The sequence below is a fragment of the Shimia sp. NS0008-38b genome (assembly GCF_040370365.1).
In the GTDB taxonomy this organism is placed as follows: Bacteria; Pseudomonadota; Alphaproteobacteria; order Rhodobacterales; family Rhodobacteraceae; genus Shimia.
This window is the reverse complement of the sequence record NZ_BAABWQ010000004.1, coordinates 197,149-223,030: the sequence shown is the minus strand read 5'-3', so window position 1 is coordinate 223,030 and position 25,882 is coordinate 197,149. Positions and strand designations below refer to the sequence as shown.

At 56.4% G+C, this 25,882-nt stretch carries 26 protein-coding genes; 16 read left to right on the top strand and 10 right to left on the bottom strand.

Translation table 11 applies throughout. From position 1 onward, the window contains the following. Positions 1-60 precede the first annotated feature (60 nt). Positions 61-342 (top strand): helix-turn-helix transcriptional regulator, encoded by a 282-nt coding sequence (locus ABWV47_RS17820; protein ID WP_353314344.1) that lies wholly within the window; start codon positions 61-63, stop codon positions 340-342. On the opposite strand, the gene ABWV47_RS17815 is transcribed toward ABWV47_RS17820, so the two are convergent. After that, complete coding sequence (locus ABWV47_RS17815; RefSeq protein WP_353314342.1) at positions 343-1,251, bottom strand: hydrogen peroxide-inducible genes activator; 909 nt, start codon at positions 1,249-1,251, stop codon at positions 343-345. A 125-nt stretch (positions 1,252-1,376) separates the two neighbouring features. On the opposite strand from ABWV47_RS17815, the gene ABWV47_RS17810 reads away from it, so the two are divergent. The 5 genes from ABWV47_RS17810 to ABWV47_RS17790 all read left to right on the top strand — a co-directional run bounded on the left by ABWV47_RS17810 (position 1,377) and on the right by ABWV47_RS17790 (position 6,830). Then, positions 1,377-2,345 (top strand): sodium-dependent bicarbonate transport family permease, encoded by a 969-nt coding sequence (locus ABWV47_RS17810; RefSeq protein ID WP_353314340.1) that lies wholly within the window; start codon positions 1,377-1,379, stop codon positions 2,343-2,345. A 140-nt stretch (positions 2,346-2,485) separates the two neighbouring features. Then, on the top strand, positions 2,486-3,613 hold the full coding sequence (prfB, locus tag ABWV47_RS17805; protein WP_353314338.1) for a peptide chain release factor 2: 1,128 nt from the start codon (positions 2,486-2,488) through the stop codon (positions 3,611-3,613). 176 nt (positions 3,614-3,789) lie between these two features. Beyond that, entirely contained in the window at positions 3,790-5,208 is a 1,419-nt protein-coding gene (locus tag ABWV47_RS17800) for an amidase (protein ID WP_353314336.1), read from the top strand. A gap of 153 nt (positions 5,209-5,361) precedes the next feature. After that, on the top strand, positions 5,362-6,183 hold the full coding sequence (locus tag ABWV47_RS17795) for a DUF2189 domain-containing protein (protein ID WP_502959721.1): 822 nt from the start codon (positions 5,362-5,364) through the stop codon (positions 6,181-6,183). Then, the gene (locus tag ABWV47_RS17790; RefSeq protein WP_353314334.1) at positions 6,180-6,830 is read left to right on the top strand and encodes a pyridoxamine 5'-phosphate oxidase family protein; all 651 of its coding nucleotides are present in this window, start codon (positions 6,180-6,182) and stop codon (positions 6,828-6,830) included. Before ABWV47_RS17795 ends, ABWV47_RS17790 begins: the two co-directional genes overlap by 4 nt. A gap of 79 nt (positions 6,831-6,909) precedes the next feature. Here the strand turns inward: ABWV47_RS17790 and ABWV47_RS17785 are convergent, their stop codons facing one another. Next, complete coding sequence (locus tag ABWV47_RS17785; protein WP_353314332.1) at positions 6,910-7,644, bottom strand: helix-turn-helix domain-containing protein; 735 nt, start codon at positions 7,642-7,644, stop codon at positions 6,910-6,912. A gap of 331 nt (positions 7,645-7,975) precedes the next feature. Between ABWV47_RS17785 and ABWV47_RS17780 the strand changes: the two genes are divergently transcribed. Next, positions 7,976-8,353 carry a hypothetical protein gene (locus ABWV47_RS17780; RefSeq protein WP_353314330.1) on the top strand — a complete coding sequence of 126 codons (378 nt, stop codon included), beginning with the start codon at positions 7,976-7,978 and terminating at the stop codon, positions 8,351-8,353. A gap of 127 nt (positions 8,354-8,480) precedes the next feature. Here ABWV47_RS17780 and ilvN read toward each other — a convergent pair whose 3' ends face one another. Genes ilvN through ABWV47_RS17765 form a run of 3 tightly spaced genes read right to left on the bottom strand, consistent with a single transcriptional unit; the run spans position 8,481 to position 11,107 of the window. Next, complete coding sequence (ilvN, locus tag ABWV47_RS17775) at positions 8,481-9,044, bottom strand: acetolactate synthase small subunit (protein WP_353314328.1); 564 nt, start codon at positions 9,042-9,044, stop codon at positions 8,481-8,483. After that, positions 9,045-9,350 carry a hypothetical protein gene (locus ABWV47_RS17770; protein WP_353314326.1) on the bottom strand — a complete coding sequence of 102 codons (306 nt, stop codon included), beginning with the start codon at positions 9,348-9,350 and terminating at the stop codon, positions 9,045-9,047. Between the two features lie 2 nt (positions 9,351-9,352). Further along, positions 9,353-11,107, bottom strand: coding sequence for an acetolactate synthase 3 large subunit (locus ABWV47_RS17765; protein ID WP_353314324.1), 1,755 nt, complete (start codon positions 11,105-11,107; stop codon positions 9,353-9,355). Between the two features lie 300 nt (positions 11,108-11,407). Between ABWV47_RS17765 and ABWV47_RS17760 the strand changes: the two genes are divergently transcribed. After that, positions 11,408-11,791, top strand: a complete 384-nt coding sequence (locus ABWV47_RS17760; RefSeq protein WP_353314322.1) for a bleomycin resistance protein — start codon at positions 11,408-11,410, stop codon at positions 11,789-11,791. A gap of 121 nt (positions 11,792-11,912) precedes the next feature. Here the strand turns inward: ABWV47_RS17760 and ABWV47_RS17755 are convergent, their stop codons facing one another. Together ABWV47_RS17755 and ABWV47_RS17750 are read right to left on the bottom strand one after the other, a co-directional pair. Next, positions 11,913-12,584 (bottom strand): response regulator transcription factor, encoded by a 672-nt coding sequence (locus ABWV47_RS17755; RefSeq protein WP_353314320.1) that lies wholly within the window; start codon positions 12,582-12,584, stop codon positions 11,913-11,915. Then, the gene (locus ABWV47_RS17750) at positions 12,581-14,008 is read right to left on the bottom strand and encodes a cache domain-containing protein (protein WP_353314318.1); all 1,428 of its coding nucleotides are present in this window, start codon (positions 14,006-14,008) and stop codon (positions 12,581-12,583) included. Before ABWV47_RS17750 ends, ABWV47_RS17755 begins: the two co-directional genes overlap by 4 nt. A 246-nt stretch (positions 14,009-14,254) precedes the next feature. Between ABWV47_RS17750 and ABWV47_RS17745 the strand changes: the two genes are divergently transcribed. The 3 genes from ABWV47_RS17745 to ABWV47_RS17735 all read left to right on the top strand — a co-directional run bounded on the left by ABWV47_RS17745 (position 14,255) and on the right by ABWV47_RS17735 (position 18,761). After that, positions 14,255-15,337, top strand: coding sequence for a TRAP transporter substrate-binding protein (locus ABWV47_RS17745; protein ID WP_353314317.1), 1,083 nt, complete (start codon positions 14,255-14,257; stop codon positions 15,335-15,337). A gap of 137 nt (positions 15,338-15,474) precedes the next feature. Beyond that, entirely contained in the window at positions 15,475-16,389 is a 915-nt protein-coding gene (locus ABWV47_RS17740) for a TRAP transporter small permease subunit (RefSeq protein ID WP_353314315.1), read from the top strand. Positions 16,390-16,406: 17 nt separating this feature from the next. Further along, positions 16,407-18,761 (top strand): TRAP transporter large permease, encoded by a 2,355-nt coding sequence (locus tag ABWV47_RS17735; RefSeq protein WP_353314313.1) that lies wholly within the window; start codon positions 16,407-16,409, stop codon positions 18,759-18,761. 80 nt (positions 18,762-18,841) lie between these two features. On the opposite strand, the gene ABWV47_RS17730 is transcribed toward ABWV47_RS17735, so the two are convergent. The 3 genes from ABWV47_RS17730 to ABWV47_RS17720 all read right to left on the bottom strand — a co-directional run bounded on the left by ABWV47_RS17730 (position 18,842) and on the right by ABWV47_RS17720 (position 20,172). After that, complete coding sequence (locus ABWV47_RS17730) at positions 18,842-19,291, bottom strand: RDD family protein (protein WP_353314311.1); 450 nt, start codon at positions 19,289-19,291, stop codon at positions 18,842-18,844. A gap of 81 nt (positions 19,292-19,372) precedes the next feature. After that, positions 19,373-19,798, bottom strand: a complete 426-nt coding sequence (locus ABWV47_RS17725; RefSeq protein WP_353314309.1) for a DUF2852 domain-containing protein — start codon at positions 19,796-19,798, stop codon at positions 19,373-19,375. A gap of 173 nt (positions 19,799-19,971) precedes the next feature. Next, the gene (locus tag ABWV47_RS17720; protein WP_353314307.1) at positions 19,972-20,172 is read right to left on the bottom strand and encodes a YbaK/EbsC family protein; all 201 of its coding nucleotides are present in this window, start codon (positions 20,170-20,172) and stop codon (positions 19,972-19,974) included. 61 nt (positions 20,173-20,233) lie between these two features. Here ABWV47_RS17720 and ABWV47_RS17715 point away from each other — a divergent pair, with 61 nt between their 5' ends. From ABWV47_RS17715 to ABWV47_RS17695, 5 genes are all read left to right on the top strand, one after another. Then, complete coding sequence (locus ABWV47_RS17715) at positions 20,234-20,614, top strand: DUF4440 domain-containing protein (RefSeq protein WP_353314305.1); 381 nt, start codon at positions 20,234-20,236, stop codon at positions 20,612-20,614. A 70-nt stretch (positions 20,615-20,684) separates the two neighbouring features. Next, positions 20,685-23,483 carry a [protein-PII] uridylyltransferase family protein gene (locus tag ABWV47_RS17710; RefSeq protein ID WP_353314303.1) on the top strand — a complete coding sequence of 933 codons (2,799 nt, stop codon included), beginning with the start codon at positions 20,685-20,687 and terminating at the stop codon, positions 23,481-23,483. Between the two features lies 1 nt (position 23,484). Continuing rightward, positions 23,485-23,754, top strand: coding sequence for a hypothetical protein (locus tag ABWV47_RS17705; RefSeq protein WP_353314301.1), 270 nt, complete (start codon positions 23,485-23,487; stop codon positions 23,752-23,754). Between the two features lie 171 nt (positions 23,755-23,925). Then, the gene (locus ABWV47_RS17700; protein ID WP_353314299.1) at positions 23,926-24,618 is read left to right on the top strand and encodes a DUF6778 family protein; all 693 of its coding nucleotides are present in this window, start codon (positions 23,926-23,928) and stop codon (positions 24,616-24,618) included. Positions 24,619-24,676: 58 nt separating this feature from the next. Continuing rightward, positions 24,677-25,876, top strand: a complete 1,200-nt coding sequence (locus ABWV47_RS17695) for an RSP_2647 family RNA methyltransferase (protein WP_353314297.1) — start codon at positions 24,677-24,679, stop codon at positions 25,874-25,876. The last annotated feature ends 6 nt before the right edge of the window (positions 25,877-25,882 follow it).

Sequence of the window (25,882 nt, the reverse complement as noted above, 5' to 3'; positions counted from 1 at the left end):
GGGTGTTACCTTATACCATCGCGTGTCTCCTTGGAGGCAGGCAGATCACCGGAGATTTCCATGACCGCCACAACCATCGATGCCGATACGCTCAAAACTTTGCGCAAAGCGCGTAAGCTGGGACGGCCCAAGCTGGCCAAATTGGCCGGATTGACAGAGCGGCAGGTGGCGCGGCTGGAAGGGGCGGCACCGATGCGGGACGCTTTGGCACAAGACAGTGTGTTGCGGATTGCAGCGGCGCTTGGGGTGTCTGCTGAGGTGTTGTTTGGCGATGCGCCGCTGACCGATTTCGATCTGCAACCTGCGGCAAAATCCTCCTGTACCAGCGGGTGCTGCGGCTGATCAGGCCGCACGTAAGATACGCGTGGCCTCGCTGCGCAACACTTCGGCCAGCAGCTCGCTGCCGGGGCGGGGTTTGGACAGGTTCGGTTGGATCAGAGCCAGCGTGCGGCTGGCGGCGGGATCCTTTATCAAGTGCAGACTGACATCGGTACCGCGTCGGGATTCCGTTGCGGCATAGATTGACGGCAGGATCGCGACCCCGGCGCCTGTTGCTGCCATCAGGCGGATCGCATCCAAACTGGTGCCTTCATATTCGTCGGACACGCGCCCGCCTGCCGTGGCCGCAAGGCCAGCCACAATATGTGACAGCCGATGCCCTGATCCCAATGTCAGAAATGTTTGTCCCGCCAAAGCGGGCAGGGTGAGCGGTGTGGCGGCCACCAACAGCGGGTGATCAAGCGCCAGCGCGGCCCAGAGTTGTTCGGTGAACAACATGTCAGCTTTGGCACCGGGGTGATCCTCGGGGGTAGAGATGATCATATCAAGCCGCCCGCTGCGCAGGCCCTCGTCCAGATCACGGGTGCTTTCTTCGCGGACTATCAGGCGAAAACTGGGGTGATCGCGGTGCAGGCGCTGCACCACACCCGGCAAAAGATAAGGGCCGATTGAGGGCAAAACCCCCAAGCGCAAACGGCCTTGGAAAATGCCACCCCCTTGAGCTGCGGCGCGTAAATCTTTGTGTTCGTGAAGAATTTGCCGTGCCCGCCGCACAACCTCTTCGCCAGCGGGGGTGATTTTTGCCCCAGAACGCCCACGCTGAAACAGGGTGACCCCGAGATCGAGCTCAACCTCAGAAAGCTGTGCAGACAGGCTGGGTTGGCTGACATTCAACTGGGCGGCTGCGAGCCCGACCTGACCTGCGTCGGCCACAGCCACAATGTATTCGAGTTGTCGTAGAGTGGGGCGCATAAGATAGCCTGAAACTATGTAAATCAGAGTAAACATATATTTGAGAGTATGTAGATTACAACCGATACAGCGCCAACACACTCAGAGAGCCCTTACCGAGGGGCGCATTTTCCAAAGGACTCAATATGGATCTCTCAATCGCGGCGCTCGCGGGCAATCTTCTCGCGCCCACAATCCTGTTCTTCATTCTTGGACTTGTGGCCGCCTTTGCCCGCAGTGATCTGTCGATCCCGGAGGGGGCGGCGAAGATCATGTCGATTTACCTCTTGCTTGCGATTGGTTTCAAAGGTGGTGCTGCGGTGGCCAAAAGTGGTGTGGACGGCCAGCTGGTTGCGGCATTGGCGGCTGGCGTGGTCTTGTCGTTTGTGTTGCCCTTTGTGGCTTATGGGTTGCTGCGGGCGATGACGCGGTTGGATGGGCTAAATGCGGCTGCGGTGGCGGGGCATTATGGGTCAATCTCGATCGTGACCTTTGTCACCGCGGTCAGCTTGCTTGAGGCGCGCGGGATCACCTCCGAAGGGTACTTGGTGGCTGTGGCAGCCGTGATGGAGGTGCCCGCCATTATGTCCGCACTTTGGTTGGCGGCGCGCAAGAGCGGTGCCGTGGTCGCGGGCAGCGGCTTGATGCGCCATATCCTTGGCAACGGATCGATTGTGCTTTTGGTGGGCTCGTTTGCCATTGGCGCGGCCACGGGCGAAAGCGGGCTCAATGATCTGCATCCCTTTATTGTGGTGCCTTTCACGGGGGTTCTTGCGCTTTTCCTTCTGGATATGGGGCTGTCGGCAGGCAAAAGCCTGAGTGAGAACCGCAAGGATATGTCTTGTGGGGTGTTGGTGTTTGGGTGTGTGATGCCGGTTGTTGGCAGCCTGTTTGGCCTGTTGGCGGGCACGTTGGTCGGCTTGTCGGTGGGCGGCACGTTCTTGATGATGGTGCTGAGCGCATCGGCGTCCTATATCGCGGTCCCTGCAGCGATGCGCTTGGCGCTGCCACAAGCAAAGTCGGGCATTTATCTGTCGCTGGCGCTGGGGGTGACCTTTCCGTTCAATCTGACACTGGGCATGCCGCTGTACTACGCCTTGGCAAGCCTGCTGTGAGTACCATGATTGGATCATTGCTCATTCAGTTGTCCCCGCCATAGGCGGGGGCGTTGGCATTGGCGAGAGCGTGGCGACTTGCCCCTGTCGCGGGGCTGCGCTATCACCCTGACCTGACCCCACGAGAAGGCTAAGACCCCATGCGCGCAGAAGCTCAGAACACTGTTACAGAGATCGAAAAATCCCTGACCCTGTTGCGCCAGCGCCTGGATTGGGAAACCGCGCCTTATCGGTTGGAGGAATTCAACGCACGCGTGGAAGATCCCAATCTGTGGGACGATGCGGCGGCGGCGCAGAAGTTGATGCGGGAGCGTCAAAATCTGGTGGACGCTATGGAAACGGTGGAGGCGATTGCCACAGATCTGTCTGACAACATGGAGCTCATTGAATTGGGCGAAATGGAAGAGGATGAAGAGGTGGTGGCCGAGGCGGAAGCCGCGCTTAAGACCTTGGCGGCAAAGGCCGCTGAGAAAGAGCTTGAAGCGCTGCTAGACGGTGAAGCGGATGGCAATGACACTTTCCTTGAGATCAACTCGGGCGCGGGTGGCACAGAAAGCTGCGATTGGGCCAGCATGTTGGCGCGCATGTATGTGCGTTGGGCGGAGAAAAAGGGCTACAAAGTTGAGCTGCAATCAGAGTCTGCGGGCGAAGAGGCGGGCATCAAATCGGCGGCGTATAAGATTTCCGGTCACAACGCCTATGGCTGGTTGAAATCAGAGAGCGGCGTGCATCGCTTGGTGCGCATTTCGCCATTTGACAGCGCCGCCAAACGCCACACGTCGTTCACGTCGGTCAAGGTCTACCCAGTGGTGGACGACAATATTGAAATTGAGGTGAACCCGGCAGACATCCGTGTCGACACCTACCGGTCCTCTGGCGCGGGTGGTCAGCACGTGAACACCACGGACTCGGCTGTGCGCATCACCCACCACCCCACAGGGATTGTGGTCACCAGCTCTGAGAAATCGCAGCACCAAAACCGCGACATCGCCATGAAGGCCTTGAAATCGCGGCTGTATCAGATCGAGCTTGATAAGCGCTCTGCGCTGGTCAATGAGGTGCATGAAAGTGCCGGTGACGCGGGCTGGGGCAACCAGATCCGATCCTATGTGTTGCAGCCCTATCAGATGGTGAAAGATCTGCGCACGAGCTTTGAGACCAGCGATACCAAAGGGGTGCTGGACGGTGATCTGGACGGGTTCATGGGCGCGACCTTGGCGATGGATGTTGCGGGGATGAGCCGGGCAGACGCGCAGGCTGACGAGTAAACGCGGCTGCGTTGCGAAGGCACCCCATCTTCGTGGGATGGTGACATTTCCAACGTACCTTGAGGCCAGAAAGAAAAGCGGCGCCGTTGAGCGCCGTTTTGTTGTTTTGGCGACCTTGTGTTGCGGGCCGGAACGTGCTGCCATTGAGCCGCGGGATTGATTGCGGGGAGGGTGTTTTGGCGGAATTCTTGGATTGGGATGCAACGGTGTTGGTGTCGGCCCTAAGAGAGGGGCGGTTGACAGCGGAGGCGGTGATGGCGGCGACGTTGGCTCGTGTGGATGAGCGCAACGGGGCCGTAAATGCCATTGTGGATCTGTGCGATGCGGAGGCGTTGATGGCACAGGCGCGCGAAGCGGATGCGGTGCCCTATGGGGCACGCGGGGCGCTGCATGGTTTGCCAATGGCGATAAAAGCGCTGTCCAACGTCAAAGGCCGTCGCAACACCGAAGGCAGCCCACTTTATGCTGATCGGATTTCGGAAAAAGACAGTGCGTTTGTGGCGCGGCTGCGTGCTGCGGGGGCGATTTTCATCGGCAAGACCAATGTGCCGGAGTTTGGCTTGGGCAGTCACAGTTACAATCCGGTGCATGGCCTGACGCGCAACCCGTATCTCGAGGGGCGCACAGCAGGAGGCAGCTCCGGTGGTGCTGGGGCGGCGCTTGCGTTGGGCTTGGTGGCCTTGGCAGACGGCAGCGACATGATGGGCTCTCTGCGCAATCCGGCCGGCTGGAACAACGTTTATGGGTTTCGTCCCAGCTGGGGCGTTGTGCCGCGTGAGGTCGGGGCTGAGAGCTTCTGGCACCAGCTCTCCACAATTGGGCCGATGGCACGCAGCCCGCGCGATTGTGCGGCGTTGCTGGCGGTGATGGCACAGCCCGAGCCGGGGGTGCCGTTTAACATGGCGCCTCAGGATTGGGACATACCTGAGCGCTGTGATATCGCGGGATGGCGCATTGGCTGGCTCAGGGACTGGGGCGGCGCGATGCCAATGGAGGCGGGCGTTTTGCCCCTGTGTGAGAACGGACTGGTTGTCATGCGCGAGCTGGGGGCACAGATCAGCGATGTTGCGCCGCCGTTTGACGCGGAGGCGATGTTTCAGAGCTGGAGCGATCTGCGGGCTTTTGTTTTGGCGGGTGAGTTGGCGCCGCTTTATCTGAACGCAGGAAGCCGCGGGCGGTTGAAGCCAGAGGCGCAGTGGGAGGTGCAACGCGGGATCGACATGCTGGCGATGGAGTTGCACGCCGCCACACGTGTGCGCTCCGCCTGGTATGCGGCGGCCGCGCAGATGTTTGAGAGCTATGACGTTGTGACCTTGCCGGTGGCGCAATGTTTCCCGTTTCCCGCTGATTGGGATTGGCCCAAATCCATCGGCGGGGTGCAAATGGACACCTATCATCGCTGGATGCAAGTGATGGTGCCTGCCAGCCTCTTGGGATTGCCTGCGATTAGCGTGCCGGTTGGGTTCAATGATGACGGGGTGCCGATGGGATTGCAGATCATTGGTCCCAAGGGGGCTGACCGCAAGGTCTTGGAGGTGGCGCAGGCGTATCACATGGCCACGCATTGGCCGCAGAGCCATCCGGCCTTGGCCTGATTTGCAGCCCCAACCACAGCCCTATTCGGGCGACTTATCCGTTTGTCATCGCAGAGAGATCCCATCCGCAATCATGATTGCCTGCCTCTAGCGGTTGATTTGCGCGGCCTATGCGGCTTTGATCCACGATGAGACGAAGAGGAGGAGGCAGCTATGACCGAGAAGGTGGCGCAGGCCGTCGCGTCGGAGGGCAAGGACATTGGCTTAGAACATGGGGTGCCGCCTTTAGGGGATGTCACGGTTGCCATGTTGGGGGCGGCACTGCGGCGCGGCCTCAGGGATTTTGTGAGCAAACCCATTTATGGGATTGGGTTTGCCGTGTTCTACGTTCTGGGTGGGTGGGCCATGGTTTGGCTGACCGTTGCCAGCGGGCAAAGTTATTGGCTGACATTTGCCGCGATAGGATTTCCGTTGATTGGGCCGTTTGCGGCCGTTGGTCTGTATGAGGTGTCCCACCGGCTAGAGCAGAAACAGGGAATGAGCTGGCCAACCATCGCCGGTGTTGTGTTGCGACAGAGCAAACGACAACTGCCCTCAATCTGTGCGGTGATCATCATTGTTTTTCTATTCTGGTTCTTTCTGGCCCATATGATCTTTGCCTTGTTTTTGGGGCTGTCGACAATGACCAACGTGTCCAGCTCGTTTGAGGTCTATTTAACGGTCAACGGGATGACGATGCTGGCGGTTGGGTCGGTTGTTGGCTTCTTGTTTGCGCTTCTGTTGTACATGATCACCGTGTTGTCTCTTCCGCTATTGCTTGATCGTGAGGTGGATTTCGTCACAGCTATGATCACCAGCTTTCAGTATGTGCAGCGCCATTTTGTGGTGATGATGCTGTGGGCTGCATTGATTTCAGGACTGACGTTTGTTGCGTTGATCCCCGGATTTTTGGGTCTGCTGGTTGTGTTGCCGGTGCTGGGACATGGGAGTTGGCACTTGTATGCGCTGATCAAAGAAAAAGGACGCGCGGTATGAGTGAGGTGCGTTTGAAACCAGAGCATCTTATAGGGGACGAAGCCACGTTGCGCGGCTTGTTTCCCGCAACGCATGACTTGGCGATCAAGAAGTGTTTGGATCATCTGGATGAACATGCGTCGAGCTTTGTGAGCCGCGCGCCTTTTTTGTGTATCGGCACACAGGCCGGTCCCGCACAGGCGGATGTGAGCCCACGTGGCGATCCGGCTGGGTTTGTGAAAGTGCTGAACACTAAGACGCTGCTGATCCCAGACCGGCCGGGCAACAATCGGTTGGATACGCTTGCCAATATACTCGCCAATCCAACCGTGGGCTTGTTGTTTATGGTGCCGGGGTTTGATGAGACGCTGCGGGTGAACGGGACAGCTCAAATCACGCAAGACCCGGACATTTTGAATATGATGTCCGTGCAGGGACGCGTGCCGCGTGTTGCTATCGTGGTGAGCGTCAATGAAGTATTCCTGCACTGTGCCAAGGCGTTCCGCCGCGCAAGTCTGTGGGATCCTGAGGCGCGTCAGAACCGCAAGGAGATGCCGTCTCTGATGAAAATGATCTTGGATCAAAGTACAGGCGCGCCAGAGAATCCTGCTGAGATGGCGGAGTTGGAGGCAGGTCTCGAAACAGACTACAAAGCCTCCATGTATTGATCCCACAACGGGATTTCGCAGGGGCAGTTGGTTACGTGCCTTGAGTTGGCACCCAGCATGGAAGGGCTAAGCCTCGTGTTCAGACAAACGGGGTTTGCAGACGCAGATAGCGTTCGTGAAAGGGGGGCAGATTTTGCCGCTCGGTATAACCAGTGGCGCGCGCCGCTTTCATGATGTCGGCGAACGGCATGTCCAAGTGCTCATACACCAGCCGTGTGACCCGGCGGCCCGACACGGTTTCCCGGCAGGGCCGGGCTGTGTAGCCAACCCAGTAGCTGTTTTGATAGGTCGCCACGCGGCAAAGGTAGTTGAAAGTGGTGGCGGCATTGTTGCGGTGGGCCACGTTGAAAGCCACGCCATCATCTTGTGGCGTCACCACACCACGGAATTCACGCTTGCTGCTTTGCAACGGCAAACCTTGTTTGCGCATCGCATTGCGCGCCTCATAGCCTCGCACAAAAACGAAGTTATCGCGGCGGAACACGTAGATTATGCCAAGGACAATCAGGTCTGTCTCTACATAGCTTTCGCGCGAGAACCGATAAAAACCAGTGGGGAACACCTCTTCTGGAATGGTTTGCAGATTCAGGCCAAGGTAGTCTTGCAAATAGGGATGGCTAAAAACACCTGGAGGCCTGGTGGCTGTTTCGATTGGTTCCAGCAAAATGCGCGCGTCGACCCCAAAGAAGGTGCATATTTGGGCCAAGATGTCTGGTCGCGGGAAGCTTTCTCCTGCAAGGTAGCGATTGAACTGGGTGCGGTTGATACCCAGATCGCGGCACAACGCCGAAACCGACCGGTAGGGCTTGGTCAATATCCGCAAATTTCGGCCAAAGACTTTCCGAAGTTCTGCTCGTGAATTTGCGTGCTGATGGGCGGTGGATTTCAAGTTGTACCTAATTTTTTGCACATGTGTGGTGGTGCACCTACAGTTTTTGTGATTCTTTTCAATATATCACATTTCGACGCTAAGTTGTGTCGTTGTGATGCTTTTTCGCGTCAAGAACGTTCTCTTTAGACACAATTTCAGTCGATATTCGTGGCGGATAGAGGTGTACTGCGCGCCCAGATTTTGTGACAGTTTGAGTCGGGAATTAAATCAGTTTGTATGTGTACGGGATAAATCGGGACCTAAGGAGAAAAAGATGTATGGGGTGGTACTTTGGAGTGATCCAAAGCGCCGCAAAGCCGTAATTTGGTGTGAAGACCACCAAGACCTCGCGTATTATGACGGGATTGAAGAGGTGTTGGTGGGCAGGAAGCCTGACGAGAGTGCCGAAGTAGCGGTATTTGAGGCGGGGGATATGCTCTTGTTTGATGTGAGTGACAACGGTGAGCGGCGTGTAGCGCTCAACCCTAAACGGGTGGTGGTTGCTGCAGCTGAAGAATTGGTACGACGCTTAAAGGCCGAAGGCGAAGGCGCGACCAATCTGTCAAAATCGCGGGACAGACAGCATGGAAATGTTGTGCGGTTTCCTGACAGAAAAGAGTGGGGAGAAACCCGACCATTGGCGCCAGGATGATCTAAGAGCAGTCAACCGTCTGTAGATGGACACGAACGGCGCTTCGAAAGAGTGGCATCATCAAAAACGGGAGGTCAAATGACCTCCCGTTTTGTATTTTTGTGCATCGCATATGAGAGCTGTCGATTTACTCCGAACCACGCGACAGCGCAGCCACACCTGTACGTGCCACTTCGACAAGGCCCAACGGGCGCATAAGCTCGGCAAAGGCGTCGATTTTTTCAGGCGCGCCGGTCAGTTCAAAGACAAAGCTCTCCAACGTGCTGTCCACGGCATTGGCGCGGAAGATATCCGCCAGACGCAGGGCCTCAACACGTTTGTCACCTGTGCCTGATACTTTGAAGAGTGCGAGCTCTCGCTCAACGGAGGCGCCCTCGACAGTCAGGTCGTGCACGGCGTGCACCGGGACGATCCTGCCCAATTGCGCTTTGATTTGTTCGATAACTTGTGGCGTGCCGGTGGTCACAACAGTGATGCGGGACAAATGGCCGGTGTGATCGACCTCAGCCACGGTCAGGCTTTCGATGTTGTAGCCTCGGCCAGAAAAGAGGCCGATCACGCGCGCCAGAACACCCGGTTCGTTGTCCACCAGGACGGCCAGAGTGTGGGTTTCGATTTCGTCCGAAAAGGTCGGGCGTAGGTTGTAGGCAGAGTGGCTCGTGGAGCCTTTTTTGATTTTTAGAGCAGACATTTATTTGCCTTTGCTTGCTAGGCGCCGCTTTGCGACGGAGAGTTCGGAGGCGGTGAACAGGTGACGCCACTCATCTTTTGGAACGAGAGCTTCGACCGACAAATCTAACCGAGAGTGGAGGGCCAGGTTGGCAAACCCTTCCGAAACAGCGCTTGGGTTGCCCGCCAAAAGTGACTTGGCGGTCTCAACTCCACCTTGCTCTCTTACCATGGCTAAAAATCGGGTCGCATTATAACCAGTCGCCGCTTTGCCTTCTTCGTAAATTGAGAGCATGGCCTGTTGAAATTTTTTCGCATCGTTTGTCATTGTCACACCATCACCGCGCCGCCGGCTTCGATGGCGCCTTGGGTGCTGGCTTCACCCAGAAGCATTTCGTTGTGCGGTTTGCCCGATGGGATCATCGGGAAGCAGTTCTCGTGTTTCTCTACCAGACAGTCGAAGATCACCGGACCGTCGTGATTGATCATTTCCATGATCGCATCGTCCAGATCATCGGGATCAGAGCACAAAATGCCTTTGGCGCCAAAGGCTTCAGCGAGTTTCACAAAGTCGGGCAGGGCCTCGGACCAGCTGTGGCTGTAGCGTTCACCGTGCAGCAGCTCCTGCCACTGGCGCACCATGCCGAGGCGCTCGTTGTTCAGAATGAACTGTTTCACAGGCAGGCGGAATTGCACCGCGGTGCCCATCTCCTGCATGTTCATCAGCCAAGAGGCTTCGCCAGCCACGTTGATCACAAGGCTGTCTTTGTGCGCCATCTGCACACCGATGGAAGCTGGGAAGCCGTAACCCATGGTGCCCAGCCCGCCGGAGGTCATCCAACGGTTGGGATCTTCAAAGCCCAAGTATTGCGCCGCCCACATCTGGTGCTGACCCACTTCGGTGGTGATATAGCGATCATGGTCTTTGGTCAGTGCCTCAAGGCGTGCCAACGCATATTGCGGCTTGATGGTTTTGCCTTCCTGAACGTATTTCAGGCATTCCACCTTGCGCCAGTCGCTGATCTGGCTTTGCCAGTTGGCAATGGCGTCGCGGTTCACATTGCGGCCACGGGCTTTCCAAACTTTCAGGACGTCGGTCAACACGCTTTCCACGTCACCCACAATCGGAATGTCGGCCTTGATCACTTTGTTGATCGAGGAGGGGTCGATGTCGATATGCGCTTTGATCGAGTCGGGCGAGAATGCGGAGATCAAACCGGTGATGCGGTCATCAAACCGTGCGCCAATGTTGATCATCAGATCACAGTCGTGCATCGCCATGTTGGCTTCGTACAGTCCGTGCATGCCCAACATGCCCAACCACTGTTCGCCAGACGCTGGATAGGCGCCAAGGCCCATCAAGGTGGAAGTGATCGGAATGCCGGTGGCCTCGACCAACTCACGCAACAGCGCGCTGGCTTTGGGGCCAGAATTGATCACGCCGCCGCCGGTGTAAAACACCGGACGCTCAGCCTTTTCCATCGCTTCAACCAGCTCATTGATTGCGGTGATGTCGCCTTTGGTCTGCGGCGCATAGATGCTTGTGTCGGACTTCTCAGGCGCCGTGTAGGTGCCGTTGGCAAACTGCACGTCTTTGGGGATATCCACCAAAACAGGGCCGGGACGTCCGGATTGGGCCACGTGGAATGCCTGATGCAGGGTTTCCGCCAGAGTGTCCGTGTCTTTGGCCAGCCAGTTGTGCTTGGTGCAGGGGCGGGTGATGCCCACTGTATCTGCTTCCTGAAAGGCGTCAGAGCCGATCATGAAGGTTGGCACTTGGCCGGTCAGAACCAAAATTGGGATCGAGTCCAACAGCGCATCTGTCAGCCCGGTCACCGCGTTGGTCGCGCCGGGGCCCGATGTTACCAGCGCCACGCCAACCTTGCCGGTGGAACGGGCATAGCCTTCGGCGGCGTGCACCGCGCCTTGCTCGTGGCGCACCAGAATGTGACGAATGTCATTTTGCTGAAAAATCTCGTCGTAAATCGGTAGGACGGCGCCTCCGGGGTAGCCAAAGACTGTGTCCACACCCTGATCCTTCAGGGCCTGCACCACCATTTTTGCTCCGGTCATTTGACGTGTCATCATTCTCTCCGTTACCGACGACGTACTTTCTTGCCACAAAAAAGCCCCCGCTGTTTGGCGGGGGCGCATGGGGTACCGTTATGGTGTCCGTTACCGGCCCATGCGCCTATTTCCGACAATGACGACTAGCCTTGGCATCGTATTTGTCCTCAAGTGGGGTCTACTTTGTGTTCGAAACGGACCTTATGGGCGCTGCGGCGCGGCGTCAACCGAGAAAAATGGCGAAAAGCGACCTTTTGGGTTGAAATTCTTTGCGAATGTTGCGCTCAGCGTCGGCAAAATGAAATTTGAGGAAAAATAGTGAGCCAATTTCAAGTGATTCAGATCACACCGTTCGTCCCTTGCAGCAATTTGGCGCGTCAAATTGCATTCTACAGGGATATGCTCGGTTTTGAACTGGGGTTTCACGCGGACAACTACGCGTTCATGCGCTTGGGCAATGCTGCGATCCGGTTGATCGAGGTTGCGGCTGGGACAGGGTTGGAAGCCGCAGGCAAAGAGACCTCATTTTACATTGATGTATCGGGGTTGGATGCGCTGTATGCGCGTTTACAGCCGGGTTTGAAGACCTTGCCAAAAGGACGTGTGCGTGCGCCGTTTGTTCAGGACTATGGCCAGCGCGAGTTCCACGTCAAAGACGAAGATTGCACCTTGGTCTTATTTGGAGAAGCCGTGGCCGCCTAATTGGGACGCAGATCTAAAGATATTTTCAGCGACCCCAGAGCCCCAGCACGTTGACCACGCGCAGCATTAGACAGGCAAAGCTGTGTTGTGTCTCAAACAGGGCGGGGTGCCACCGCCGGAGTTATAGACCTGCGCCGGTGCCCTGTAAGACCCCATGTTCCATCGCATAACGTGTGAGGCCCGCAGTCGAGGAAATGCCAAGCTTTCGTTTGATGTTTTTACGATGGGTTTCCACGGTGCGCACAGAAATATTGAGCGTATTGGCCACATCTTTGTTGGATTTGCCCTGTGCCAGTTGCAGCAACACAGTTTGTTCTCGGCTGGTCAGAGGTTCCCGGTCTGATCCGCCCACCGGCTCCAGCGACCCCTGCGCTCCAGTGCAGAGATAGCGCTCGCCCCGCATCACCGCGTCGATCGCTGTTTTGATTTCCTCTGTCGGGACATCTTTGAGAATATACCCCATAGCGCCGTGGCTGAGGGCTGTTGAGATGTATTCCGGACTGTCATGCATGGAGAGGATCAGCACGCGAAGAGCTGCATCTCGTTCCAATAACATCTCGGTGGCTGTCAGCCCCCCGATTTCCGGCATGTTGAGATCCATCAGAACGACGTCTGGTGATAAATCGGATAACTTATCAATGGCTTCCCGGCCATTGCTCAATGTGCCGACCACGGTGATGTCGTCGTAACTTTCCAATATGGACTCGATGCCTTCGGCGACCATGGGATGATCATCCACGATCATGACTTTCACAGCAGTGTCCGTGAGGTGATCGGGGGTTGGGTCGATCATGCGCTGGCCTTTTTGTTGTTCTCGGTGCCGTCGTTTTGTGGCGTCAGGATGTGGCTTAGCGGGACTTCTGCCACAATCACCGTGCCAGAGCGAGACGAGAAAATCCGGAACGTACCATCAAGCTGCTCTACGCGTTCTTGCATGTTGCGCAACCCAAGCCCACCTTTGGGTTCTGCATTGCGTTCTTGAGGCAGGCCGCTTCCGTTGTCGGCAATGCGCAGCGTCGCCCCATTTTTGTGCCCACGTACATCCATCGAGACCTCCGTGGCGCCAGCATGCCGCTCTATGTTGGTCAAAGCCTCCTGCGCGATGCGGTACAGTGCGATCTTGGCGTCCTGATCGAGGCGATTTCGGAAAACAACTGTTTGGAAATCCACATGTATTCCGGTGCGGGTTGAGAAGTCATCTGTCAGGGCCTTGAGTGCAGGGCCCAGGCCCAGATCGTCCAACACACCGGGGCGAAGGTCGCGCGAGATGCGGCGGACCTCTTGAATGGCGCTGGACAGACTGTTGATGCCTTTGTCCAAGGAGTCCAGGCCGCGATCATCACCTGTCTTCAGCCGACGGCTTGCGATGTCGAGCGCATAGCGGACCCCGACCATCAGCTGTGAAATCCCATCATGCAGTTCGCGCGCCACACGCCCGCGTTCTTCTTCTTGAGCGTCAAAGACTCTTTGGGTCAGCGCCTTGAGCTTCGCATCAGCGAGCCTGCGCTCGCGCACGGTGATGACAAAGCCGGACACAAACACCAAAAGGAGCGCCGTGACGGTGATGACCATTATGTAGAACGATGTGCGTTGAACGCGGGCTTCGACTTCGGCACGGGCCGCGGCCACGCTTTCGAGCACATCGTCAATGAAGATGCCGGTGCCGACGGCCCATTTCCAATCTTGCAATCCGATCACGTAAGTGACCATTCGTGCGGTTTCCAGCGTGCTGGGTTTGGGCCAGTCAAAGCTGTGATACCCACCGCCGGTACGGGCGATCTGGATCAAAGGGTCCGTGATTTCAGTGCCGTTCAAATCTGTCAGACCGCGCCAGTTCTTTCCGATCAGATTGGTTTGGCGCGGGCTGACCAAGTTGTTGCCTTCATAGTCAAAAACAAAGAAATACCCGTCTTGGCCATAGAGCATCGACGACAGAATTTGAGTGACGGCGAGTTTGGCGTCACTGTCATCTGGTGCTGCGCGCCCGTAGATGTTCACGAAGGCCGTGCGCGCAATTGAGATATAGTTTTTGAGTTCTGCCTTCTTTGCCTCGATCAATTGTGCTTCGAGGGCTCGGATTTCGCGATCAGCCAATTGTCTGGATTGGTTTGCCACCAGAACGGAAATTGCAGCCACCGCCAGCAACAAAGGCAGTGTCGCCAGAAGGAACAGCTTCTGGCCATACGATAGACGCAGGCGGATTAGAAAGGAGCGCATGTATGATTCGTTACGGAAAAATTAAAGAGAATCAAAGAAGAGAATCAAAAATGTGAGCGCTACCATTGATTTTTTTGGCAAGTTTTAAAGTGGAATTGGTCAGAAATTATTGCCGTTTGACTGTTTTCTACGCGGTAGTGGGTATTTCCTCTACGTAGGGGCAAGGCTAGGCTCTGCGAACTTAACGATCCGCTCGGAGTCTCTGTAAAGGGGCCCGGGCTGAACAATTTCTGGGAGGAAACCTACATGGATCGTCGTTCTTTTCTAAAAACTTCTGCTCTTGGCGGTACCGCAGCGGCAGCAACAACTCTGGCAGCTCCGGCGTATGCTCAAGGCAAGCGCACCCTGACCATGGTGACATCTTGGGGTCGCGGCCTGGCAGGTGTTTTTGATGCGGCACAGTACGCAGCAGACACAATTACAGCCATGTCCGGCGGTGATCTGACTGTCGAAATCAAAGCGGCTGGTGAGCTGGTTGGCGCGTTTGAAGTATTTGATGCTGTGACCGCTGGTCAGGCAGATATGTATCACGCGGCTGACTACTACTTCACAGGTCAGCACCCTGGCTACGCCTATTTCACCGCTGTTCCGTTTGGCATGACCGCTCAGGAACTGGTGAACTGGTACTACCACGGTGAAGGTCACGCTCTGCACGACGAGCTTGGCGAAATCTTCGGTCTGAAGTCCTTCCTCGCAGGTAACACCGGCGCACAGGCTGGTGGCTGGTTCTCCAAAGAGATTGCCGGTCCAGAAGACTTCCAAGGTCTGAAGTTCCGTATGCCTGGTCTTGGTGGCCAAGCGCTGGGTAAAATGGGCGCGTCCGTTCAGAACCTTCCAGGCTCCGAAGTGTATCAGGCGCTGGCGTCTGGCGCGATTGACGGCACCGAGTGGATCGGTCCTTGGGCAGATGAAAAAGCTGGTTTCCAGGAAATCACCAAGTTCTACTACACTGCGGGCTTCCACGAGCCAGGTGCTGGTCTGTCTCTTGCGACAAACCGTGAGGTTTATGACAGCCTGTCTCCTGCACACCAGAAGATCATCGAAACTGCCGCAGCTGCTGCGCACCAGTGGAACCTGTCTCAGTTCCTCAACAACAACGGTGCAGCGCTTCAGCGTCTGCAGGCCGGTGGCGTGAAAACTCTGGAATTCCCTGACAGCGTTTGGGATGCAATGGGCGTAGCTGCTAAAGAAACCATGGACAGCTACATGGACGACGAACTCTTCGCGAAGATCCGTGCGTCTGTGGACACATCCATGCGTGCTTCTTCCGGTTGGTTGGTTAAGTCCGAAGGCGTGTACCGCGCCCAGCGTGACCGCGTTATGGGCTAAGCCCTGTTTCGAACATACAATTGGCCCCCCTACACATGCGTTTGGGGGGCCTTTTGCAAACACCTGTTTGCAAACTATCGACAGAACGCACTCTACGCGCTGTCTAAAACAAACAAAAATAAGGGGATGAGGGGACAATGCTGGACGGTCTGGTCTGGTTCCTTTCCAATATTGGCCAAGCTTTTGTGAATGCCGGCTACGCGCTGACGCATCCAAGCAGCTGGTTGAGCTGGATTGGCGGCCTTGAAACCACCGAAGACAAACAAGCGCTGATGCGGTTTGTGTATTACGGTGGTTCGGTTGAGTTTTTCTTTGTGGTGTTCACAGTCTTTCTGATCGTAACGGCGATCGGTGTGTGGCGACCAAGTTTCATGTGGGGCTGCGTGCGCGGGCTGGAAGGCTTTGCCAACACCGTGGGTCGCTTCTTTGCTTGGGCAGGCCTGTTGATGGTTCTGCAGCAGATCGTGATCGTCTTTATGCAGCGGATTTTCACTGTGGCAGAGATTTCGCTGATCTGGAATGTGCCGTGGCTGACCAAAGACGTGAGCTGGTGGGCGGAAGAGCTAAAGCTCTACAATGCCATGATCGTTTGCATGTGCGCCACGTACACCTTTGTTCAGGGCGGACACGTTCGCGTTGACCTCGTGTATTCCGGCATCAGCCATCGCGCCAAACGCGTGGTGGATATGTTTGGCTCTTTGATCTTCATGATGCCCGCAGCTGTGCTGACTTGGATGTATGGCTGGTTCTTCATGTGGCGTCACCTTGTGACACCAAAAGTCTCAGCGTCTGACAAGGTCGAACTGCTGATGAAAAAGGCGCGTATCTTGAAGTGGAATGTCGAAACCATCGGCTTCTCACCCAACGGGTTTAACGCGTATTTCCTATTCAAAGTGCTTCTTGTTTGCTTCGCAGGGATGGTGTTCCTGCAGGCCATCGCGTTCTTTTATCGCTCCTTTTTGGAGTACAAAGAAGGTGCTGGCAGCATCGGCAAATACCTCGACCGCGACACGCTGGGCGAGGGCGAAGAAGCCTACGAAGGCACACACTGATCTAAGGGGCAGTACCTATGCTATTTGGACTTGATGGGGTCGAGATCGGCCTGATTATCGTCTTCCTCTGCCTCTTCGGCGGCATTCTCTCCGGCTTTCCAGTGGCGTTTGCCATTGGTGGGGCAGGGGTGATCTCTTTTGCAATTATCGCGGCGCTTGATAGCGCTGGTATCTTGATCCACCAAGCCATTGACACGGGCTCTGCGATGTACGCAGACCTGATCGCTCAGGGGGTCAAAGCAGATACAATCTCAACGTTCCGATATCCGGATTTGCCACGCATGGCAGAACCTGTGTTCCCGGGCGGTTGGGAACAGGCGATGGACCGCAATCTGAGCTTTATCGTGAACCGGATGAACGAACGTGTTCTGGCCGGGCAGTCGATTGAAACGCTTTTGGCTGTTGTGATGTTTGTCCTGATGGGCATCACGTTGGAACGCTCAAAGATTGCAAACGATCTGCTGACCACCATGTCGCGCGTCTTTGGGCCGCTGCCGGGCGGTTTGGCCGTGTCGGTTGTTGTGGTTGGCGCGTTTCTGGCTGCATCCACAGGTATTGTGGGTGCGACAGTGGTGACTATGGGCCTTCTGTCCCTGCCGACCATGCTGAAGCACGGCTATGATCCGAAGCTGGCCACCGGTGTGATTGCCGCCTCAGGCACGCTTGGGCAAATCATTCCACCGTCTATCGTCATCGTTTTGCTTGGCACATTGGCGGGCGACCTTTACTCGGCAGCGCAGGAAAATCGTGCGCAGGTTGCTGGGTGTTCAGATGCGCTTACGTTCTTGGGTGAACCTGCGGTTATCTCGGTGGGCACATTGTTCCAAGCCGCGTTGATCCCTGGGATCATGTTGGCGGTGCTTTATGGATTGTATGCCTTTGGCTATGCGTTGTTGAACCCGAAAGCAGCCCCTGCGGTGGAGTTCGGCGATTCAACTGGCGAAGCGATCACCCGTGGCGAAGGCGTCACCTGGTTCCTCGCGGTGCCTGCTGGTCTGATTGCTGGCGTGATCTTGTTAGGTCAGGTCAATGTGATTGGTGATCAGAACGTCACAGTCGACAGCTTCTCTGACGCCGGTCAAACTGCAAGCTTGCGCACCAATGTTAGCGAAGAGTGCCAAATCTCGATGATTGACCTGCATGGTCAATTGGCTTGGGACACGGCGGTGGCTGAGCAAGCCACAATCAACGAAGCTGGTGGTGTTGCAGAAGCGCGTGCGCTGTCTGATGAAGAGCGGGCTCAGCTGCGCATTGAGAAGATTGCGGCAGCTGCCCCGATCGGCTCCGGAGTTGCCATTGGCTTTCTTCTGCTGACTCTGATCCTGACCACAGCACGTGGTGTGGCTCCAAGTGCAGACAGACGTCCGTTGCTGATTGGTGGCGCAGGTGTGCTTTTGACGCTGGGGATCGACATCGTCTTGGTGTCGCCTGTTACCACACCTGGTTGGACGCTGATCTACCTGGCCATCCCACTGGCGATGACGCTATATGGTGTGCGCTATGCGGCTGGCTTGCTTGGTAAGAATGAGCTCTTGCGCGTGGTGTTCCCACCGCTTGTGTTGATCATCGCTGTGCTTGGTTCAATCCTTGGCGGCATCACCAACCCGACGCCGGCGGCGGCGCTTGGGGCAGGTGGGGCCATCATGCTCGCGGCGTATCGCAAGCTGCGCGATCAAGAGAAATCCGGCGCAATTGTGATCTGGGCAACCTTTGCAGTGATTATCATGATCCTTGTGGGCGTGAACTTTGATCTGCGTGTCAATCAAGCAGACGTGGCTGTTGAAAACGCGATCGCGTTCTTTGTGGCCAAAGGTGCGTATCTGTTTGCGATGTTTGGTCTGCTCTATGGGTGCTGGGTTCTGTTCCGCGGTAAAGTGCTGAGCCCGATTGTACGTGAAACGGCCAAAGTAACCTCGATGGTGTTCACCATCCTGATCGGATCGCAACTCTTGAACCTTGTGGTGATCAGCTTTGGCGGTGAACATTACATTCAGGGCTTCCTGAAGTCGTTTGATAACGAATTCAAAGTCTTCCTGATCGTGATGCTGGTGCTGTTTGTGCTTGGCTTTGTGCTCGACTTCCTGGAGATCATTTACATCGTGATCCCCATTGTTGGGCCGGTGATCTACGGGGGAACATTTGATCCCAAGTGGGTGACGATCATGATCGCGGTGAACTTGCAGACCTCGTTCCTGACGCCGCCGTTTGGCTTTGCGCTCTTCTACCTACGAGGGGTTGCGCCAAAAGAGGTGACCACCGGGCACATCTACAAAGGTATTATACCTTTCGTGCTCATTCAGGTGGTGGGGCTTGGAATCTTGTGGTTCTTCCCCTCAATTGTGACGATCTTGCCAGCGCTGATTGGCAACTGATCTAAGACACCAGCATTCAAACAAAATACGGGGGCCAAACGGCCCCCGTATTGCATTTTTGGTCCCAAAGTGAAGTTACGTTAACTGCGTGCCGCGCGGTTGATAGCCACAGATCCCATAAATTGGTCCGTTAGCCCTTGTTTGCGATCTGTGGTGATCATCAAAACAATTGAGATGATTTGCAGGATGGGGAACATCACCGAGATCGTGAATCCCAAGGTGTGCAGGAAGGCGGCCCCCAGATCAAAGCGGCGACCGTCAGATTGGCGCAATTCAATGGACATCAGGCGCATACCCCAAGTGGCCGACCCGGTGGCGATGGTCACCACGCGGTACGCAAATCCAAAGACAAACAGCAGGGCTCCAAAAAAGAACAGGCCGGTGAACGCGGTGAACGGCAGCACCAATATGCACAACACAAAGACAACAGCTGTGTCGATAAACCATGCCAACAGACGCTTAAACGTCACATCTTCATAAAACTCGGACTGGGTGTCCGGATCAGGCAAAACAAAACTGCGGCGGCTCATGACGGCCTCACTCCTCGTCTCTGCAAAACAAAATCAGCGCGGAAGGACCCTCCCGCGCTGGTACCACTCTTGGCAATGGGTTTACGCGTCTTCGGTTTCGCGTGGTTCCTCAGTGGCCTTGCGGGCACGCTCGTCCATGAACTGATCAAACTCTGATTTGTCCTTTGCGGCGCGCAGCCGTTCCAGGAAATCTTCAAAGCTCTTCTGCTCATCTTCCAGTCGGCGCAATGTCTCGTCGCGATAGGCATCAAAGGCACTGTTTCCCGAGGTGGACATGACGTGCATGTGTCGGGCGCAGCTGCGGTTGCGGGAGGACTTCTTGAACATATCTTTGCTCCAGATCATGTAGAAAAGAAAGGCTAGGCCAACGGGCCAAAAGAACACAAAGCCAAGAACCATGGCAGCGATCCAGGCACCTTTGCCTTTGCTGTCGAGCCAGGCCTCGCTTTTGCCAAACCAACTCAGGTTCTGAGTGTCAGCGGTATAGGCGGTCGCGGCAGGGGTCATGGTGGTCTCCAAGGTTACGTGTCAAACTGTTTTCGGGAAGCGTATGTAAATCGCTTTCACATTATATAGATTGGCGTTGCCCCCGCGCATTGCAAGTAAAAATGTGAAGGATATTTACATTTTTGTACTAGGGTATTGTTTTTATATATTATTTTTAGAATAGATCATGTGGGTCAGACACTAAAGTCAGCGATTTTTGCACCGCTGACCGCATGTAAATCGTGCGGCGAGACGCAGAATACATGGTTGGGCGTGCCCGCGGCGGCCCATAGCTGATGAAACTGCATCAGATGGGAGTCGATAAAACAGGTTGGCGGCGTCAGATGCCCAACAGGGCTGACCCCACCAATGGCAAATCCCGTTTGCGCTCGCACGGCGGCTCCTTCTGTTGTGGTTGATTTCTGCCGCAAAGGGCTTAAGCCTGCCAACATGACAATGGCAGACACATTAAGGGACACGCTTTACGCGTTAGAAATACAAGTGTGGGACGCGCTTGTAAGCGGTGATGGCAACGCAGATGGGGCCTTATTGACCGAGGATTTTCTGGGGGTTTATCCGGATGGTTTTGCGGGCAAGGACGCCCACGTACAACAGTTGGACCATGGTGCCTCTGTCGCGGACTATCGGCTGAGCGCTGTGCAAATTCGTCAAACTGGCCCTAACTCCGCACTTCTGATCTATCGTGCGGACTACTTGCGTACGGGCAGTGCCTCTTGGGAGGCCATGTTGATCAGCTCTCTTTGGGAAAACCGCGCAAACAGGTGGTTGAACAGCTTCAGCCAAGACACCCCTTTGACAGGTGAAGGTGTGCCCTAAGTGCGGCGACCGCGATCTGCGGCGGTGCATCCAATTGACCTTCCTGCGCGGCCTATCCAAAGTCTGATCTATGTCTTTTGAATCCCATATCACCCGCCTGCCGCATGCCTTTGATCCTGATTTGGGGGATGAGGCCTGCGCTGCGGTCCCCGCGTTGTCCGGGGATGCGGCCAAGCTTGTGCGCGGGGCTGCGGGATCGAGCCCTTACTTAAAAAGCCTTATCCACAAAGAAGCGGCGTGGCTGCCGGAGGCGTTGAACAGCCCTGATGCCGCTTTGGCCCAACTTTCGGCAGATCTTGTGAGCGGCGCGCCGGACCAACGCCCTGTGGCGTTGCGCGCTGCCAAACGCAAGGTCGCTTTGTTGACCGCATTGGCAGATTTGGCAGGCGCTTGGACCTTGGAAAAGGTCACCGGCACGTTGACTGATTTTGCTGATCTTGCCAGTCAATTGGCGCTGGAAGCGGCCATTGGTGTGGAGATCAAACGTGGCAAGCTGCCCGGCGCAACTGAGGATGATATCGCCACGGCGGGGGGGATGGTGTCTATCGCCATGGGCAAAATGGGCGCACATGAACTCAACTACAGCTCTGATATTGATCTGATCTGCTTGTTTGACGAAAGCCGTTTTGACCCCGCAGATTACCACGATGCCCGTGCGAGCTTCATTCGTGCAACCCGCAAAATGGCCGCAATGCTCAATGACATCACAGGGGATGGCTACGTGTTTCGCACCGATCTGCGGCTGCGTCCCGATCCAGCGGTCACCCCCGTGTGTATCGCGATGGAAACCGCGGAACGCTATTATGAAAGCCTTGGTCGGACATGGGAGCGCGCCGCCTATATCAAAGCGCGCCCTTCGGCGGGTGATCTTGCGGCAGGGCAGCGCTTTTTGGACACGCTCACCCCATTTGTGTGGCGAAAACATCTGGATTTTGCCGCCATTCAAGATGCCCACGACATGCGTTTGCGTATCCGCGAACACAAGGGCCTAGGGGGCAGCATCACGCTTGATGACCACAATATGAAACTGGGACGAGGCGGCATTCGAGAGATCGAGTTTTTCACCCAGACCCGGCAGTTGATCGCGGGGGGGCGCGATCCCTATTTGCGCGACCGTCACACGGTGCCGGCTTTGCGCAAGCTCGCCTCCAAAGGCTGGGTGCCAGAGGATGTGGCCGAGGCTTTGTCAGACCACTACAGGGCACACAGAGAAGTAGAACACCGCATACAAATGGTGGGCGACGCCCAAACACACCGGTTGCCGAAGAATACAGACGGTTGGGGGCGCATTGCCGGGTTGATGGGATGTGATGTGGCACAGATCAAGGCGGACCTGCAGAGGCGTCTGACCGAAGTCCATGAGATGACTGAAGGCTTCTTTGCCCCTCAGGCTGGCACCACGGAAACCGAGATTGCGCATAAATTTGATCCCGCCATGCTGGAACGCTGGCAGACCTATCCTGCGTTGCGCAGCCCAAGAGCGGTGGAGATTTTCAACCGGGTGCAGCCTGAGATCCTAAGCCGTTTGGCCTTGACCGCCCGTCCGGATGAGGCGCTTGCCGCGTTGGATGGTTTCCTGCGCGGATTGCCGGCCGGGGTGCAGTTGTTTTCGTTGTTTGAGGCCAATCCTCAGTTGATCGACCTGTTGGTGGATATCGTTGGCACCGCACCAGCGCTTGCCCAGCATTTGTCACGCAACTCAGGTGTGTTTGACGCGGTGATTGGTGGCAGCTTCTTTACCGAGTGGCCCGGTGCACAGGGGCTTTCAGAAGATCTTGCCGCCAGACTGGCACGTGAACAGGACTACGAGGCGCAGCTTGACGCAGCGCGGCGGTGGGCCAAAGAATGGCAGTTCCGCATCGGGGTGCATCACTTGCGTGGCTTGAACGGCGCAGAAGAGGCCGGACAGCAGTATGCAGATTTGGCTGATGCGGTGCTGGTGGGGTTGTGGCAACCCGTCGCGGATCAGTTTGCCCAAAAACATGGGCCGATGCCGGGACGGGGTGCGATGGTTCTTGGCATGGGGTCCCTTGGTGCGCGGCGTCTCAATGCGACCTCTGATCTGGATTTGATCGTCATTTATGATGCGGATGGTGTGGAGGCCTCTGATGGACGGCGCCCACTTGCCGCGCGGCCCTATTATGCGCGCTTTACCCAAGCGTTGGTGACCGCGATCAGCGCGCCCATGGCGCAAGGCCGGCTCTATGAGGTCGACATGCGTTTGCGTCCGTCCGGAACACAGGGGCCCGTGGCCACATCATTGGCCTCGTTCAAAAACTACCAGCGTGAGGATGCCTGGACCTGGGAGCATCTGGCTCTGACCCGCGCGCGCCCGGTGGCCGGTGCGCCGGATTTGGCCGAAGAGGTCGAAGCCTTTCGGCAAGAGGTCTTATCCATCGCAAAAGACTCAGCCGTGGTGCGTCGCGATGTTCAAGACATGCGGGCACGGATTGCGGCTGCAAAAGCGCCAGAAGGGCCGTGGGACGCCAAAATCGGTGCCGGACGTTTGCAGGATATCGAATTGCTGAGCCAAACAGGGGCGCTTTTGGCGGGCAGCCCGCGCCGCGCAGTCAGCCAAGGTTTGCAGGCCGGTGTCGCAATTGGCTGGCTGAATGCCGAAGATGCATCAGACCTCGCTGCGACTTATCGGCTTTGTTGGCAGGTGCAGCTCGCAGCAAAGCTGCTCTCGGGGCAAACTGTTGTCCCGGATCAGATCGGTGAAGGCGGTCGGGCGTTTTTGTTGCGGGAAACCGAAACGGAGGACATGGACGTGTTGCAGACACGGCTTCAAACCGCTTGCGCCTCTGCGGGCGACATCATTACAGACGCGCTGACACGCTCAAGCGGCGGCGTTGGCGGGAAGGCATGACATGCAAAAGTTGGACTGCGACCCAAAGGGGTTGATTTTTGAGAGCTATCGGATCGACGGCATCGTCGCATCTGAATGCCGCTCTATTTTTCTGGACTGGGCATTGTCGCTGCCAGAGGATCAGGACAGCGCGACCGCCATTCAGACATTATTGACCACTTATGGAGCGGACCATCCGACCCATCCAATGACCAAAGTGTTGGAAGAGGGACAGGGGCAAACGCAGCGCCCACGCCGCCGTGGCGGATGGCGCAGTCGTAAAAGAGACTGACCTTCGTTTTTCGATTGATAAGGGGTTTTTCGCGCCTGAAAGGTGGCTTGCAGGCCTCTAAAGTTTTATTCAATTCCCACGAATGGTCCCGTGCATGTCGCAATGCCGCCCCATTTGGACAGCAGTTTGACATGGAACCAGCAGAGGCCAGAAAGGCTCGAGGAGTGGGAAATGTCTTATGTACGCGTGATTGCAGCGATGGTTTTGGGCTTGGGTGTGAGCGCCTGTGCTTCCGTAGACACGGCAACCCGAAACGCCCCATATAACGCACTGCCCGCGGCGATTTCCGCCCCGGCCCCGTCTTATGAAATGGTGGGATTTGAGGTGTCTGTTCCACGCACATTGCGTGCCTCTGAGGCCAATATGTTCTACCCGGGTGGTGACATTGTTTGGCGCGGCGAGGGCTATGGCGACCGCCACCAGCAGGTAAAAGCGATCTTAGAGGAAAGCGTGCGTTTGGGCGCAGGCCCGCTGAATGGGACAACACCGGTTGAGGTAAAGATCGAAGTACAGCGTTTTCATGCGTTGACCGAAAAAACCCGCTACACAGTCGGCGGCATCCATTCTCTGGCGTTCACCATGACTATTATTGATCCTCAGAGCGGGGTTGTGCTGCGTGGTCCAAAGCCGATCCATGCGAACCTTGTGGGTTATGGTGGGCAGAAAGCTGTGGCCGCAGAAGCGCGCGGCCTTACACAGAAATACCGCATCACACAGCATCTCGCCCGTGTGATCCGCGAGGAACTTACAAAGGCAGAAGGGTTTGTTGGGCCGGAGCGCGGCGCAACGCAAACCGTTCGCCCTCTGGAGCCCATTGGCAAACAGCTGGCAGCGCACGATGGTGTGGACCCACAACAGGGTTAAACCCCGCCGCATCATCAGAGGGCTTTTCACGCCTCAAAGAACACAGTAGGAGGGCGGCATGTCTATGCCGTCCTCTTATCCCGTTGTTCGCCTGAAACCCAAAGCCAATGCCCGTGCGATCCGCCACGGCTTTCCTTGGGTCTATGACAATGAGCTGGTCACCGATCGGCGCACCAAAGCTTTGTCGCCTGGCGCCATTGCGTTGTTGGAGGATGACAACCGCCAACCTCTTGGATTGGTTGCGACCAACAGCCAGAGCAAGATTTTCTGTCGGATGTTGGAACGCGATATCACTGTTCAGATCGATCAGGCATGGTTTGAGCACAAATTCACCCGCGCATTGGCTTTGCGAGAGCGGTTGTACGATACGGATTTTTACCGGTTGATCCATGCTGAAGCGGATGGGGTGCCCGGCGTGGTGGTGGACCGTTTTGGCGACACCGCCGTAGTGCAGCCAAATGCTGCTTGGGCGGACAAACTGATTGAGTCCCTTGTGGCAGCGCTTGTTTCGGTGACCGGTATCAGCTGTGTGATCATGAACGGATCAGGCCGCGCGCGTGGTCTTGAAGGGCTGGAAGAGCGCACCGAAGTCATGGTGGGCACAGCGCCAAAAGCACCGGTGCCGGTGGTGATGAATGGTGCAACCTACATGGCCGATTTGACCGGTGGTCAGAAGACCGGGCTTTTCTACGATCAACGTCCCAACCACGGATTCGCCGCCAAGCTTTGCAAAGATGCAAAGGTATTGGATGTGTTTTCTCATGTGGGTGGCTTTTCGCTTGCCGCATTGGCCGGTGGCGCGACGCAGGCCACAGCTGTGGATGGCTCCGCCCCCGCACTGGCCTTGGCAGAGGCGGGTGCAGAGGCCGCCGGAGTGGCCGCGCGCTTTGACACCCGCAAGGGTGACGCGTTTGATGTGCTGACTGCTTTGGGCGAAGAGGGCGCAAAGTTTGATGTTGTGATCTGTGATCCTCCTGCCTTTGCACCGTCAAAACCGGCGCTTGAGAAGGGGTTGCGGGCCTATGAACGCGTGGCGCGACTTGCTGCACCTTTGGTGGCAGAGGGCGGCTATCTGGTGTTGTGCTCCTGCTCTCACGCTGCGGATGTGGCGCGGTTTCGTGGTGCATGCCTGCGCGGGATTGGCCGGGCAGGGCGTCATGCGCAGCTTTTGCACACTGGATTTGCCGGTCCAGATCACCCGCTGATGCCGCAATTGGCGGAAAGCGGCTATCTGAAATCTCTGTTCTTCCGACTATGAGCGCGC